Source organism: Pseudonocardia sp. DxW, assembly GCF_058448985.1.
This window is the reverse complement of record NZ_JBZFLK010000006.1, coordinates 142,286-154,955: the sequence shown is the minus strand read 5'-3', so window position 1 is coordinate 154,955 and position 12,670 is coordinate 142,286. Positions and strand designations below refer to the sequence as shown.

Sequence of the window (12,670 nt, the reverse complement as noted above, 5' to 3'; positions counted from 1 at the left end):
CCCGACATCACGGCCGGACAGCCCCGACGGGCACGGACGACGGAGCGACGATGCTTCGACAGGACACCTGCGGGGAACCGTCGATGACCACGGCGGACCGCGAACGCACCCGGCGGACCCGGGAGGCGCTCGTCGACGGCGGGCTGCTGGTACTGCCTCCCGGGGACAGCGGCGTGCCGCAGCTGATCGAGCGGAGCTGGCGGCGCTGCGTCGGCGAGGCGGTGCCGGTCGCCCCGGACGTCACCCGCTACCGGGAGCCCGCCGATCTCGCGCCGATCCTGTGCCGGGCCGCCGAGCCGGTGCTGGCCCGGCTGCGCGACAGCCTGGCCGACGTGCCGGTGGCGATGGTGCTCGCCGACCCGGCCGGCCGGATCGTGGTGCGGCACGCCGACGTCCGCCGCCAGCGCTCGCTGATGGACCGGGCGAACGCCGCCGAGGGCTTCGACTTCTCCGAGCGGTCGATCGGCACCAACGGCCTGGGCACCGTCCTCGTCGAGCGCCACCCGATGCTGGTCCGCGGGCCCGAGCACTACAACCCGCTGCTGGAGAACCTGACCTGCGCCGGGACCCCGATCGTCGAACCCGGGACCGGCCGGATGCTCGGCTCCTTCGCGCTGGCCTGCTCGGTCCGCGACGTGCACCCGCTGATGGCGGTGCTGGCCGGCGACATCGGCCGGCAGATCGAGACGCGGGTCGCCGAGGAGGGCGGCGAGCGGCGCCGCCTGCTCGTCGACGCCTACCTGCGGGTGGACCGGACCGGGGCCGGCGCGCTGGTCATCGACCAGGACACGGTGCTGGCGAACGGTGCCGGACTCGCGCACACCGGCCCGGAGCTGCACGTCGTGCTCTGGCAGTTCCTGCTCGAACACGGCGGGCCCGGGATCCGGCGGCTGCGGGTGCCGCTGGTGGACGGCCCGCACGACGCCGTCGTCGAACGGATCGGGGACGGCGCGCACACCGCCTACTGCGTGCGGCTGCTCCCGGCGCGGCGGCGCCGGGCCGTCCCGGCCGGGCCCGCGCCGGCGGGCCGTCCGCTGCACGTCGCGCCGGACGTCGATCGCGCGCTGGTCACCGCGCTCGGCCTCGGCGAACGGGTCGCGATCGCCGGCGGCCCCGGCAGCGGGAAGGCGCACACCGCCCGGCGGGTGCTCGACCGGCTCGGCGCCGGCGACCCGATGGTGCTCGACGCCGATCACGGCCCGCCGAACTGGGACGGCGCGCACGCCGCGCTGCGCAGCGGCCGGGGGGTGCTGCTCCGGCGGCTGCAACGGCTCCCGGACCCGGCGCTGTGGCAGGTGCGCCGGCTCGCCGAGACGCCCGGGCCGCTGGTGCTCACCCTCGACCCCGCCGCCACCCCCGACCCGGTCGCCGGGCTGGTCGGGCAGATCGCGACGACCGTGCCGCTGCCGGTGCTGGCCCGCTGCCGCGAGCACGTCCCGGCACTGGTCCGGGAGGTGCTCGCCGGGCTCGACGGCCCCGCGGCCGCGACCACCTTCACGCCGGCCGCCTGGGAGATGCTCATCGCCCGGCACTGGCCCGGCGACGTCGCCGAGCTCGCCGGCACCGTCGTCGCGCTCGCCCGCCGGGCCCGCGGCGGCCCGATCGGGCCCGCCGACCTGCCCGCCGAGCTGCGCGGGTCCCGGTCGCCCGCCGGGCTGCTCGCCGCCGCCGAGCGGGACGCGATCACCGACGCGCTGCGCGCCGCCGGCGGCAACCGCAGCCGCGCCGCACAGGCGCTCGGGATCGGCCGGACCACCCTCTACCGCAAGATCCGCGAGTTCGGCCTGGACTGAGCGCGCGGCGGCCGGTTCAGAGGTCCAGCACCAGGCGCGCCGACCGGGACCGCGACACGCAGATCATCATGGCGTCGTTCGCGGCCCGCTCGTCGTCGTCGAGCAGCGAGTCCCGGTGGTCCGGCACCCCGGCCAGGACGCCGGTCTCGCAGGTCCCGCAGGTCCCCTCCTGGCAGGACGACAGCACCTCGACGCCGGCGTCCTCCAGCACGTCGAGCACCGACCGGCCGGCCGGGACCGCGAACACCTCGCCGGTCCCGGCGAGCTCCACCTCGAACGCATCCTGCGGGCCGTCCAGCACGCCGTCCTTCGGTGCGAACCGCTCCACGTGCACCACGGCACCGCGCCGCGCGCACTCCTGCTCGACGGCGCCGAGCAGCCCCTCCGGCCCGCAGCAGTACACCGGCCGGTCCGGCGCCACGTCGAGGATCCCGGCCAGGTCGAGCAGCCCGGTCTCGTCCTGCGGCCGGATCTCCACCCGGTCCGGATGGCGCTCGGCGAGCTCGGTGAACGCCATCGACGCGCGGGTCCGGCCGCCGTAGACGAGCCGCCAGTCCGCACCGGCCGCCGCCGCGGCGGCGACCATCGGCACGATCGGGGTGATCCCGATGCCGCCGGCGACGAACACGTAGGACGCCGCCGGGACCAGCGGGAACCGGTTGCGCGGCCCGCGCGCGGTGACCGTGTCGCCGGTCGCGAGCACGTCGTGCACGTGCGCCGATCCGCCGCGTCCGCTCTGCTCACGCAGCACCGCGAGCCGCCAGCCGGTGCGGTCGGCCGGGTCCCCGCACAGCGAGTACTGCCGGACCAGGTCCGCGCCCAGCACCAGGTCGACGTGCGCGCCCGGCTCCCAGGCCGGCAGCTCGCCGCCGTCGGCGCGGCGCAGGGTGAGCAGTGCGACGCCGTCGGCGACGACCTGCTTGTCCGCGACCACCAGGTCCAGATCGGTCATGTCGGGCTCCCGGCGAGTGCGGGGGAGCGGTCGGCCGCTCCCGCGGTCGGCCGGTGGTCGTCGGGATGGCCGAGCAGCCACTCCCACAGCTCCACCGGATCGTCGAACAGGCGCTCGGCGCCGCAGTGGCAGACCGCGCGCAGCCGGTCGGTCCCGAGCACCCAGTGGATGCGGTGCACCCGCTCACCGGTCAGCACCGGCGGGAGGCCGCTCATCGGGCCGGGACCGCGCGCTCCGCGGGCACCGCACCGGCCATCCGGGCGAGCATCCGGCGCGCGGCCAGGCCACCGGTGTCGATGTTGACCGACAGCTCCTGGTAGCCCGGCGGCTCGGTGGCGATCACCTGCTCCAGCACGTCGAGCGCGGCCACGTCCTGGAGCACGACGGTGCGGTTCTGCTCGGCCAGGAACGCCGACACCTCCTCGTCGTCGAGCGCGAAGTCCCGGGCGACCAGCCAGAAGTCGTGCGTGGAGTGCTCGGTCTCCGGGGTGATCGCGTACACCACCTCGACGTGGAAGGCGTCCGGGTCGCTGCCGTCCGGGTCCGGGACCGAGCCGACCGGGGCGATCCGGGAGTGCAGCTTGTACAGGCACGGCGGGGTGTACTCGATGTCCTGCCAGCGCGAGATCCGGCCGGACAGTCCGGTGGACCGCTCGTAGAACGGCGGGCACTCGGCGTCGGCCATGTGCCGGGAGACGTAGACGATCCCGGCGTCGTCGTCGACCTCGGTGCTGATCGGTGTCGCCGCGACCTCGGGGGTGCCGATGTACCCGCCGTGCAGGTAGGTCTCGTGCGAGAGGTCGAGCAGGTTGTCCACCAGCAGCGAGTAGCGGGCGGCGAGCGGTTCCATCCCGCGCACCGTCGTCCAGCCCGGCGAGTCCAGGTAGGACGCTCGCGGGATCCGGCCCGGATCGGCCAGCGCCGGGTCACCGATCCAGACCCACACCAGCGAGTCCTGCTCGACGACCGGGTACTGCGCCAGCCGCGCGGTCCGCGGCACCCGGGTCTGGCCGGGGACGGCGACGCAGCGGCCGTCGGCGCCGTAGGTGAAGCCGTGGTAGCCGCAGACCACGGTGTCACCGATCAGCCGGCTGGGTGCCCGGGACAGCGGGAACCGGCGGTGCACGCACCGGTCGGCGTGCGCGGTGATCTCGCCGGCCTCGGTGCGCCAGAACAGGATCGGATCACCGCAGATGGTGCGGGAGAACAGCTCGCGGCCGATCTCGGCGGTGTAGGCGGCGACATACCACTGGTCGCGGGGAATGGTGCTCACGACGACGCTCCTTCGCGTGTGCCGGGACGGCTCGGCAGGACCGAGGATGCGGTCGGTCCCCGGCCCCGGCGAAGCGCACTTCCGGGAAATGGAAGGCCGGTCAGTCGGTGAGGGCCCGGCCGATCCCGCGCGCGGTGGTCCGCACCAGCGGCGCGAGCGCCCGCGGGGCGGCGCTGCCGCGCCGGACGACCAGCGAGACGGCGGCGACCACCCGGCCCTGTGCGTCCTGCACGGGGGCGCCGACGGACAGCGCGTCGTCGGTGACCTGGCGGTCGCTGACCGAGAAGCCGTCCCGCCGCACGTCGGCGAGCATCCGCCGCAGCCGGGCCGGATCGGTCACGGTGAACGGGGTGTAGCGCTCGACGTGCCCGGCGAGCACCTCCTCCTGCAGCTCGGGCGGCGCGTGCGCGAGCAGTACCAGCCCGACCCCGGTCGCGGTCAGCCCGAACCGGCCGCCGACCCGGGTGTGCACCGGCACCGCACCGGACCCGGCGAGCCGCTCGACGAACACCAGCTCGGTGCCCTCCCGGACGGCCAGCTGCACGTTCTCCCGGGTGACGTGGGACAGGTCCTCCAGGAACGGCAGCGCCGTCTCGCGCAGCGCCTGCCCCCTCGGGGCGAGCGCGCCGAGCTCCCACATCCGCAGGCCGATCCGGTAGCGGCCGGTCTCGTCCCGCTCCAGGGCGCCCCAGCCGCCGAGGTCGCCGACCAGCCGGTGCGCGGTGGACAGCGGGACACCGGCGTGCCGGGCCAGCTCGCTCAGGGTCAGCGCGGGCCGGTCGGGTCCGAACGCGTCGAGCATGCCGAGCGCCCGGGCGACGACCGAGCCGGTCGGTCCGGCCGGGCGGCCGCGGGTCGGTGTGACGGCCCGGTCCGGTGGGGTCACCGGGCCGGGTCCGGGTCCTCCGGGCCGGCCGATCCCGCCGGGACGGCCGGTCCCGGGCCACCCAGGCCCTCCGGTCCACCGGGGTCCGGGTCCGCCGGTCCGCCCGGTGCCGGGTCAGCCGGTCCGCCCGGTGCCAGGCCCTCCGGTCCACCCGGGTCCGGGTCCGCCGGGCCGCTCGGTGCCGGGTCCGGGCCCGCCGGGCCCGCCGGGCCCGGGTCCTCGGCCAGCAACGCCGCGATCTCCTGGTCCAGGGCCCGGGTGGTCCGCCCGCCGGCCTGGTTCGCCCGGGCCTGCCACGCCGCCGCCCGCCGCCGCTCCGCCACACCTCGCACCCTGTCCCACGGGGCTGCCGGTGACAAGCCCGCGGTCGAGCGTTGCACGATGGCTGCCGGGACCGCCATCGTGCAACGCTCGGAATCGGATGGAACCGGTCGGGCCCGGGCGTCGTCCAAGGTCTGTGGATCTGAACAGGCCGTTCCGGGGGCGGACGCGGTCCGGGCCGGGATCGTGACCCGGGCCCGGTTGCGCGGTCCGGGGTTCCGGCAGGTGGCGTACGGCGTCCATCTCGCGTCGGACGTCGAGGTGACCTACCTGGTGCGCTGCGAGGCGGTCGCGCTGGAGGCCGGTGCGCCGGCCGGACCGGGAACGGCCGGTGTCAGGTCGCGCTCGCCGGCTGGTCGGCCGCCGAGATGCTGGGCGCCGGCTGTGCGCCGTACGGGGGTCCCGGTCGAGCTGATCGTGTCCGGGGGGAGCCGCCGCAGCACCCCGGGGCGGGTGGTCCACCGGGGCTCGGTGCTGCCCGGCGAGATCCTGGTGGGCTTCCCGGCCCCGGCTCCCGGGGCCGGCCCGCCGTACCGGCCCGGCCGGGCGGTCCGGGTGACCTCGGCACCCCGGACCGCGTTCGACCTGGCCCGCCGGGAGCGGCGGACCGCGGCGGTGATCGCCCTGGACGCGCTGTCCCGGATCGGCGGGTTCGAACCGGCGGCGGTGCCGGAGGTCGCGGCCCGGCATCCGGGTGCCCGCGGATCGGCGCGGCTCCCGGCGCCGGTCTCGCTCGCGAGCCCGCTCGCGGAGTCCCCGATGGATACTCGGGTCCGGCTCGTCCTGCACGACGGCGGCCTGCCGCCCCCGGTCCTGCAGCACCCGGTCGGCCGGTACCGGATCGATCTCGCCTGTCCGGCGGTCCGGCTCGGCATCGAGTACGACGGACGGCACCATCTCGACCCGTCCCGGGCCCGCGCGGACCTGGGCCGTCAGCAGTTCCTCACCGAGCGGGGCTGGCCGATCCACCGGCCCGACGCCCGGGACGTGCTCCGCCGCCCGGAGCTGGTGGCCGGCGGGATCCGCAGGCTGCTCGCCGAGCGGTGCCGGATCACGCCCGCTCGGCCGGCGCCGGGACGATCCCGGTGAAGGCGGCGTTCACGACGTCGTCGGGCAGGGTGGAGCTGCCGGGGCGGCCCGGGCGGTACCACTCGACGATCGAGTTGACCAGGCCGGACAGCAGCCGGGCGGCCAGCGCCGGATCGACGTCGGCGCGGACCTCGCCGGCCTCGACCGCCTCGCGGACCAGCCGGGTCACCGCCGCGTCGAAGGCGCGGCGCCGTTCCAGCGCCCACCGCTCGGTCTCGGTGTTGCCCCGCACCCGCAGCAGCAGCGTCACGTAGGGCAGCTCGCGCATCAGCACCCGGACCTGCTCGGCGACGATCGCGCGCAACCGCTGCGCGGGGCCGCCGGTCTGCGCGACGGGCAGCGACAGCACCCCGAACAGGCCGTCCACGGCGCGTTCCAGCGCGGCCCGCAGCAGCGCCTCCTTGCCGGTGAAGTGGTGGTAGAACGAGGACTTGGTGATCCCGGCGGCCCGGGACAGGTCCTCCATCGAGGTGGCGTCGTAGCCGCGGGCGATGAACTCGCCGACCGCGGTCTCCAGCAGCTGGTCACGCCCGCCGCTGGGCCGGCGGGTCCGCCGCACCGCCGAGCTCATCGGCCCTCGAAGGTGGGGGCCTTCTTCGCCAGGAAGTCCGCGACCGCGCGCTGGTGGTCGGCGGTGCCGGCGAGCCGGGCCTGCGCGTCCGCCTCGTGCTCGAGCACCGCGGGCAGCTCGTTGACGGCGCCGAACCGGATCGCGCTCTTCACCTCCGCGTAGGCGCGGGTGGGTCCGGCGGCCAGCCGGCGGGCCAGCCCGAGCGCGGAGGGGAGCACGTCCTCGGCGGGCACGACGTCGCGCACCAGGCCCCAGTTGCGGGCGTCCTCGGCGGTGAACTTCTCGCCGAGCAGCAGCAGCTCGGTGGCCCGGGACACGCCGACGGCGTGCGCCAGGCTCGCCGAGAGCCCGGAGTCCGCGGTCAGCCCGATCCCGGTGAAGGCGGTGGCGAAGCTCAGTCCCTCGGCGGCGATCCGCAGGTCGGCGGCCAGCGCGAGGCCGAGCCCGGCGCCGACGCAGGCGCCGTTGATCGCGGCGATCACCGGCTTCGCGGCCCCGGTGACGGCGAGGATCAGCGGGTTGTAGTGCTCCCGCACGGTGTCGAACGACGTCGACGGGTCGCGCTCCAGCGCGGTGGCGTGCTCGCCGAGGTCCTGCCCGACGCAGAACGCCTTCCCGGTCCCGGTGATCACCACGGCGCGCACCGAGTCGTCGCCGGTGACCTCGGCGAGCGCGGTGAGCAGCGCCTCCTTCAGCTCGACGGTGAGCGCGTTGTACTTCGCCGGCCGGTTCAGGGTGACCACCGCGACGGCGGGATCGGTGTCGTCGCGGGTGACGAGGACGGCGGGCTGCACGGGGTCGGCCATGCGAGCACCCTAGCCGCCGACCGAACGGTCGGTCCCGCTCCTGTGTCTCCCCAACCGGCTGCCGGAGTGCTACCGTCCCGTGCCGAACGAACGGTCGGTCCAGCACCGGCCGCAGGACGGACACCACCGGAGGCGTCGCCGATGACCCTGCTCCGCAGCCACCTCTCGGGTTCGTGGCAGACCGGGACCGGCGACGGCCGGCCGCTGCACGACGCGGTGACCGGCGAGGAGGTCGCCCGGATCTCCGCCGACGGTCTCGATCTCGCCGGCGCACTGGAGTACGGCCGCCGGACCGGCGGTCCCGCCCTGCGCGAGCTGACCTTCCACCAGCGGGCGGCGCTGCTCAAGGCGCTCGGCGGGCACCTGCGCGAGCACCGCGACGAGCTGTACGCGGTCTCCGCCCGCACCGGCGCGACGCTCGCGGACTCGAAGTTCGACGTCGACGGCGGCATCGGCGTACTGCTGGCGTACGCGTCGAAGGCGAAGCGGGAGCTGCCCAACGACACCGTGTACGTCGAGGGGCCGGTCGAGCCGCTGGGCCGCGGCGGGACGTTCCTCGGCCAGCACCTGCTCACCCCGCTGCACGGGGTCGCGGTGCAGGTCAACGCGTTCAACTTCCCGGTGTGGGGGCCGCTGGAGAAGCTGGCCCCGGCGTTCCTGGCCGGCGTGCCCACGCTGGTCAAGCCGGCCTCGCCGACCGCCTTCCTGACCGCGCGGCTGATCGAGCTGGTGGTGGACTCCGGCCTGCTGCCCGACGGCGCGCTGCAGTTCGTCGCCGGCTCGCTCGGCGACTGCTTCGACCACCTCACCGGTCAGGACCTGGTGTCGTTCACCGGGTCCGCCTCGACCGCGCAGACCCTGCGCAGCCATCCGGTGATCGTGCGCAACGCCGTCCGCTTCACCGCCGAGGCCGACTCGCTGAACCTGGCCGCGCTCGGCCCGGACGCCGGCCCCGGCACCGAGGAGTTCGACCTGTTCGTGCGGGCGCTGATCACCGAGATGACGGTCAAGGCCGGGCAGAAGTGCACCGCGATCCGGCGCGCGTTCGTTCCCCGCGAGCACGTCGACGCCGTCGTCGAGGCCGTCTCGGCGCGGCTGGCGTCGGTGGTCGTGGGCGCGCCCGGGACCGACGGCGTCCGGATGGGCGCGCTGGCGAGCCTGGACCAGCGCGAGGAGGTCCGGCGCAGCGTGAAGGCGCTGCGCGACGCCGGCCGGCTGGTGTCCGGCGATCCGGACCACGTCGAGGTGGCCGGCGCCGACGCCGACCGGGGCGCGTTCGTCTCGCCGATGCTGCTGGTCGGCGACCCGGACCGGGCCGAGCCGCACGAGGTCGAGGCGTTCGGCCCGGTGTCGACGGTGCTGCCCTACGACTCGGCGGACCGGCTCGTCGAGTACGCCGCGCGCGGGCAGGGCTCGCTGGCCGGCTCGGTGGTGTCCGCCGATCCGGCGTTCGTCCGCGCGGTGGTGCTCGGCATCGCCCCGTTCCACGGCCGGGTGCACGTGCTCAACGCCCGGGACGCGCAGGAGTCCACCGGGCACGGCTCGCCGCTGCCGCAGCTGGTGCACGGCGGGCCCGGCCGGGCCGGCGGCGGCGAGGAGATGGGCGGCATCCGCGGGGTGCTGCACCACATGCAGCGCACCGCGGTCCAGGCCGATCCGGACTCGCTCGCCGCGATCACCGGCCGCTGGGTGACCGGCGCGCAGCGGCACGACGACGGCGTGCACCCGTTCCGCAAGCACCTCGAGGAGCTCCGCCCCGGCGACTGCCTGGTCGCCGGGCCGCGCCGGGTCACCCGGGCCGACGTCGAGCACTTCGCCGAGTTCACCGGCGACACCTTCTACGCGCACATGGACGAGGCGGCCGCCGCCGCGAACCCGCTGTTCGGGCAGCGGGTGGCGCACGGCTACCTGGTCGTCTCGCTGGCCGCCGGCCTGTTCGTCGATCCCGATCCGGGGCCGGTGCTGGCGAACTTCGGCGTTGACGGGCTGCGGTTCCTCACCCCCGTCCGGTTCGACGACGAGCTGACCGTGACGCTCACCTGCAAGCAGCTCACCCCGCGGGACTCCGCCGGCTACGCCGAGGTCCGCTGGGACGCCGACGTGACCCGCCAGGACGGCGAGTCCGTCGCCCGCTACGACGTGCTCACCCTCGTCGCGAAGAAGGACGCATGACCACCACCGCCCGCCGCCTCGGCGACGCCCCGCCACCGGACCTGCTCGATCCCGAGGAGCGCATCTCGGTCGACGAGCTGCGCGCCCTGCAGCTGCGCCGGCTGCAGTGGACGCTGCGGCACGCCTACGACAACGTGCCGCACTACCGGGCGGCGTTCGAGGCGCACGACGTGCACCCCGACGACTGCCGCGAGCTGTCCGATCTCGCCCGGTTCCCGACCACCAGCAAGGCCGACCTGCGCGAGACCTACCCGTTCGGCATGTTCGCGGTGCCGCGCGAGCGGATCGCCCGGATCCACGCGTCGTCGGGCACCACCGGCCGGCCGACCGTGGTCGGCTACACCGCCACCGACATCGACAACTGGGCGACCCTGATGGCCCGCTCGATCCGGGCCGCCGGCGGGCGCCCGGGGCACCGGGTGCACAACGCCTACGGCTACGGCCTGTTCACCGGCGGGCTCGGCGCGCACTACGGCATCGAGAAGCTCGGCGCGACCGCGATCCCGGTCTCCGGCGGGATGACGCCGCGCCAGGTGCAGCTGATCGGCGACTTCGAGCCCGACATCATCATGCTGACGCCGTCCTACATGCTCACCCTGCTCGACGAGTTCGCCCGCCAGGGCGTCGATCCCGCGTCCACCTCGCTGCAGGTCGGCATCTTCGGCGCCGAGCCGTGGACCGAGCGGATGCGGGTCGAGATCGAGGACCGCACCGACATGCACGCCGTCGACATCTACGGCCTGTCCGAGGTGATGGGTCCCGGCGTGTCCCAGGAGTGCGTCGAGACCAAGGACGGGCTGCACATCTGGGAGGACCACTTCCTGCCCGAGGTCGTCGATCCGCTCGGCGATCCCGGCCGCCCGCCGGCGCCGCTGCCCGACGGCGAGGAGGGCGAGCTGCTGTTCACCTCGCTGACCAAGGAGGGGCTGCCGATCATCCGGTACCGCACCCGGGACCTGACGACGCTGCTGCCGGGCACCGCGCGGCCCGCGATGCGCCGGATGGCCAAGATCACCGGCCGGTCCGACGACATGATCATCCTGCGCGGGGTGAACGTCTTCCCGACCCAGATCGAGGAGATCGTGCTGCGCACGCCCGGCCTGGCTCCGCACTTCCAGCTGGTGCTCACCACCGAGGGCCGGATGGACGCGCTCACCGTCCGGGTCGAGGCCCGGCACGACGCGCCGGCCGGCCGCCGCGGGAGCGCGGCCGGGGAGCTGGTCCAGACGGTCAAGGAGACCGTCGGCGTGACCGTCGCCTGCGAGGTGGTCGACCCGGACACCCTGGAGCGGTCGGTCGGGAAGCTGCAGCGGCTGCAGGACCGGCGCACCCGCTGAGCCCCGGCCGGGAATGGCCGGTCACACCGGCGGCGTTCACCCGTGCGTGAAGGTGGAGATCTGGTCCGACGTGGTGTGCCCGTGGTGCGCGATCGGCAAGCGGCGGTTCGAGACGGCGCTGGCCGGTTTCGCGCACCGCGACGACGTCGAGATCCGCTGGCGCAGCTTCGAGCTCGACCCGCAGGCGCCGCGCGAGCGCGACGGCGGCGCCGGGCCGCTGGCCGCCAAGCTGGGCGTGAGCGTCGAGCAGGCCCGTGAGATGCAGGACTCGGTGACCGCGACCGCGGCGGCGGACGGACTGGAGTTCCGGTTCGACATCGCCCGGCACGGCAACACCGTCGACGCGCACCGGCTGCTGCACCTGGCGTGGGAGCTGGGCGGCGCGGCGCTGCAGGGTGCGCTGAAGGACCGGCTGCTGCGCGCGTCGTTCGCCGAGGGGGAGCCGATCGGCGACCCGGACACCCTGGTCCGGCTGGCCGCCTCGGCCGGGGTGCCCGAGGCCGAGGCCCGTGCGGTGCTCGACTCGGACCGCCATCTCGACGCCGTCCGCGGCGACCAGGACCTGGCCCGCCGCTACGGCATCTCCGGCGTCCCGTTCTTCGTGATCGACGACAAGTACGGCATCTCCGGCGCGCAGCCGGCCGAGGCGTTCGGGCAGGCCCTCGACCAGGCATGGGCCGACGCGCACCCGCTCACCCCGGTCGGCGGCGAGGGCGAGGCCTGCACCGACGGCAGCTGCCAGGTCTGAGCGGCTGCTACCCTGACCGGCGTGCGCGGACTGATCATTATCCGGCGCGCCGGCTGAACCCAGGTCGCCGGCGCGCGTGCCTCCGTGCCGCTGTGCCGCCACCGGACCTGGCCGGATCCTCCGTACCCGCCGACCGGGAGATCCGTGATGACCGCGATGCCCAGCCCCAGTTCCGTCGACAGCACCCCGTCCGCCAGCCCGCCCGTCGCCCCGTCCGTCACCGACGGCCGGGCCGCCCACTCGTTCAGCCTGCTCGTCGCGGGCGGCGGTGACGGGCTGACCAAGGTGCTGGTGACCCTGCGCTCGCGCCGCTACGAGCTGCGCGAGCTGCACGTCGACCTGAGCGGTGACATCGGCCGGGTCGAGGGCAGCGTCGAGCCGGACGGCCGCGATCCGGAGCTGCTGCTCGAGCAGCTGCGCCGGGTGGTCGCGGTGGTGCGGGCCGAGCACGGCTGAGCGGCCCCGGGCCCGGCCGGTGTCAGCGGCGCAGCGCCGCCAGCGCCGCCGCGACGATCGCCTCGTAGCTGCGGTAGGTGCCCTCCGGCAGCGCCGCGAGCCGCAGCCGCAGGCCGGCCGGGGCGCCCCAGTCGGTCGCGTGGGTGAGGATCTGCCAGCGCTGGGCCGGCAGGGCCAGCCCGGCGAGCACGTGCCGCAGCGCGTACCGGAGGTGTTCGGCGTCGTCGGACCCGGGGTACAGCGGAGCAGCCGTCATCGGAACCTCC

14 protein-coding genes are annotated in these 12,670 nt (G+C 75.5%); 6 read left to right on the top strand and 8 right to left on the bottom strand.

The window, feature by feature from the left end:
* Window positions 1-83: 83 nt before the first annotated feature.
* On the top strand, window positions 84-1,793 hold the full coding sequence (locus ACVJO7_RS11420) for a sigma-54-dependent Fis family transcriptional regulator (protein ID WP_491672836.1): 1,710 nt from the start codon (window positions 84-86) through the stop codon (window positions 1,791-1,793).
* Window positions 1,794-1,809: 16 nt separating this feature from the next.
* On the opposite strand, the gene ACVJO7_RS11415 is transcribed toward ACVJO7_RS11420, so the two are convergent.
* From ACVJO7_RS11415 to ACVJO7_RS11395, 5 genes are all read right to left on the bottom strand, one after another.
* Window positions 1,810-2,745, bottom strand: a complete 936-nt coding sequence (locus tag ACVJO7_RS11415) for a PDR/VanB family oxidoreductase (RefSeq protein ID WP_491672835.1) — start codon at window positions 2,743-2,745, stop codon at window positions 1,810-1,812.
* Entirely contained in the window at window positions 2,742-2,960 is a 219-nt protein-coding gene (locus ACVJO7_RS11410) for a hypothetical protein (RefSeq protein ID WP_344020719.1), read from the bottom strand. The genes ACVJO7_RS11415 and ACVJO7_RS11410 overlap by 4 nt, the downstream gene beginning before the upstream one ends.
* Complete coding sequence (locus ACVJO7_RS11405; RefSeq protein WP_491672834.1) at window positions 2,957-4,018, bottom strand: Rieske 2Fe-2S domain-containing protein; 1,062 nt, start codon at window positions 4,016-4,018, stop codon at window positions 2,957-2,959. Before ACVJO7_RS11405 ends, ACVJO7_RS11410 begins: the two co-directional genes overlap by 4 nt.
* A gap of 100 nt (window positions 4,019-4,118) precedes the next feature.
* A complete protein-coding gene (locus ACVJO7_RS11400; protein WP_344020715.1) occupies window positions 4,119-4,904 on the bottom strand; it encodes an IclR family transcriptional regulator in 786 nt (261 codons plus the stop codon).
* A complete protein-coding gene (locus ACVJO7_RS11395; RefSeq protein ID WP_491672833.1) occupies window positions 4,901-5,227 on the bottom strand; it encodes a hypothetical protein in 327 nt (108 codons plus the stop codon). Before ACVJO7_RS11395 ends, ACVJO7_RS11400 begins: the two co-directional genes overlap by 4 nt.
* A 223-nt stretch (window positions 5,228-5,450) precedes the next feature.
* Here ACVJO7_RS11395 and ACVJO7_RS11390 point away from each other — a divergent pair, with 223 nt between their 5' ends.
* Window positions 5,451-6,314, top strand: coding sequence for an endonuclease domain-containing protein (locus ACVJO7_RS11390; RefSeq protein ID WP_491672832.1), 864 nt, complete (start codon window positions 5,451-5,453; stop codon window positions 6,312-6,314).
* Here the strand turns inward: ACVJO7_RS11390 and ACVJO7_RS11385 are convergent.
* Together ACVJO7_RS11385 and ACVJO7_RS11380 are read right to left on the bottom strand one after the other, a co-directional pair.
* Entirely contained in the window at window positions 6,277-6,885 is a 609-nt protein-coding gene (locus tag ACVJO7_RS11385) for a TetR/AcrR family transcriptional regulator (protein WP_344020709.1), read from the bottom strand. The two genes, ACVJO7_RS11390 and ACVJO7_RS11385, sit on opposite strands and share 38 nt — an antisense overlap.
* Complete coding sequence (locus ACVJO7_RS11380; protein WP_491672831.1) at window positions 6,882-7,691, bottom strand: enoyl-CoA hydratase/isomerase family protein; 810 nt, start codon at window positions 7,689-7,691, stop codon at window positions 6,882-6,884. The genes ACVJO7_RS11385 and ACVJO7_RS11380 overlap by 4 nt, the downstream gene beginning before the upstream one ends.
* Before the next feature lie 141 nt (window positions 7,692-7,832).
* On the opposite strand from ACVJO7_RS11380, the gene paaZ reads away from it, so the two are divergent.
* The 4 genes from paaZ (at window position 7,833) to ACVJO7_RS11360 (ending at window position 12,404) form a co-directional block, all read left to right on the top strand.
* Complete coding sequence (gene paaZ / locus ACVJO7_RS11375; RefSeq protein ID WP_491672830.1) at window positions 7,833-9,863, top strand: phenylacetic acid degradation bifunctional protein PaaZ; 2,031 nt, start codon at window positions 7,833-7,835, stop codon at window positions 9,861-9,863.
* Window positions 9,860-11,200 (top strand): phenylacetate--CoA ligase PaaK, encoded by a 1,341-nt coding sequence (gene paaK, locus ACVJO7_RS11370; protein ID WP_491672829.1) that lies wholly within the window; start codon window positions 9,860-9,862, stop codon window positions 11,198-11,200. The genes paaZ and paaK overlap by 4 nt, the downstream gene beginning before the upstream one ends.
* 52 nt (window positions 11,201-11,252) lie before the next feature.
* On the top strand, window positions 11,253-11,948 hold the full coding sequence (locus tag ACVJO7_RS11365) for a DsbA family oxidoreductase (RefSeq protein WP_491672828.1): 696 nt from the start codon (window positions 11,253-11,255) through the stop codon (window positions 11,946-11,948).
* 156 nt (window positions 11,949-12,104) lie between these two features.
* Complete coding sequence (locus ACVJO7_RS11360) at window positions 12,105-12,404, top strand: hypothetical protein (RefSeq protein WP_491672827.1); 300 nt, start codon at window positions 12,105-12,107, stop codon at window positions 12,402-12,404.
* 22 nt (window positions 12,405-12,426) lie between these two features.
* On the opposite strand, the gene ACVJO7_RS11355 is transcribed toward ACVJO7_RS11360, so the two are convergent.
* Window positions 12,427-12,660, bottom strand: coding sequence for a DUF2795 domain-containing protein (locus ACVJO7_RS11355; RefSeq protein WP_344020697.1), 234 nt, complete (start codon window positions 12,658-12,660; stop codon window positions 12,427-12,429).
* Window positions 12,661-12,670 lie beyond the last annotated feature (10 nt).

Bases quoted from the DNA above. Each gene is read 5' to 3' on its own strand.
- ACVJO7_RS11420 (WP_491672836.1), top strand. From the start codon at position 84: ATGACCACGGCGGACCGCGAACGCACCCGGCGGACCCGGGAGGCGCTC.
- ACVJO7_RS11415 (WP_491672835.1), bottom strand. From the start codon at position 2,745: ATGACCGATCTGGACCTGGTGGTCGCGGACAAGCAGGTCGTCGCCGAC.
- ACVJO7_RS11410 (WP_344020719.1), bottom strand. From the start codon at position 2,960: ATGAGCGGCCTCCCGCCGGTGCTGACCGGTGAGCGGGTGCACCGCATC.
- ACVJO7_RS11385 (WP_344020709.1), bottom strand. From the start codon at position 6,885: ATGAGCTCGGCGGTGCGGCGGACCCGCCGGCCCAGCGGCGGGCGTGAC.
- ACVJO7_RS11380 (WP_491672831.1), bottom strand. From the start codon at position 7,691: ATGGCCGACCCCGTGCAGCCCGCCGTCCTCGTCACCCGCGACGACACC.
- paaZ (WP_491672830.1), top strand. From the start codon at position 7,833: ATGACCCTGCTCCGCAGCCACCTCTCGGGTTCGTGGCAGACCGGGACC.
- paaK (WP_491672829.1), top strand. From the start codon at position 9,860: ATGACCACCACCGCCCGCCGCCTCGGCGACGCCCCGCCACCGGACCTG.
- ACVJO7_RS11360 (WP_491672827.1), top strand. From the start codon at position 12,105: ATGCCCAGCCCCAGTTCCGTCGACAGCACCCCGTCCGCCAGCCCGCCC.
- ACVJO7_RS11355 (WP_344020697.1), bottom strand. From the start codon at position 12,660: ATGACGGCTGCTCCGCTGTACCCCGGGTCCGACGACGCCGAACACCTC.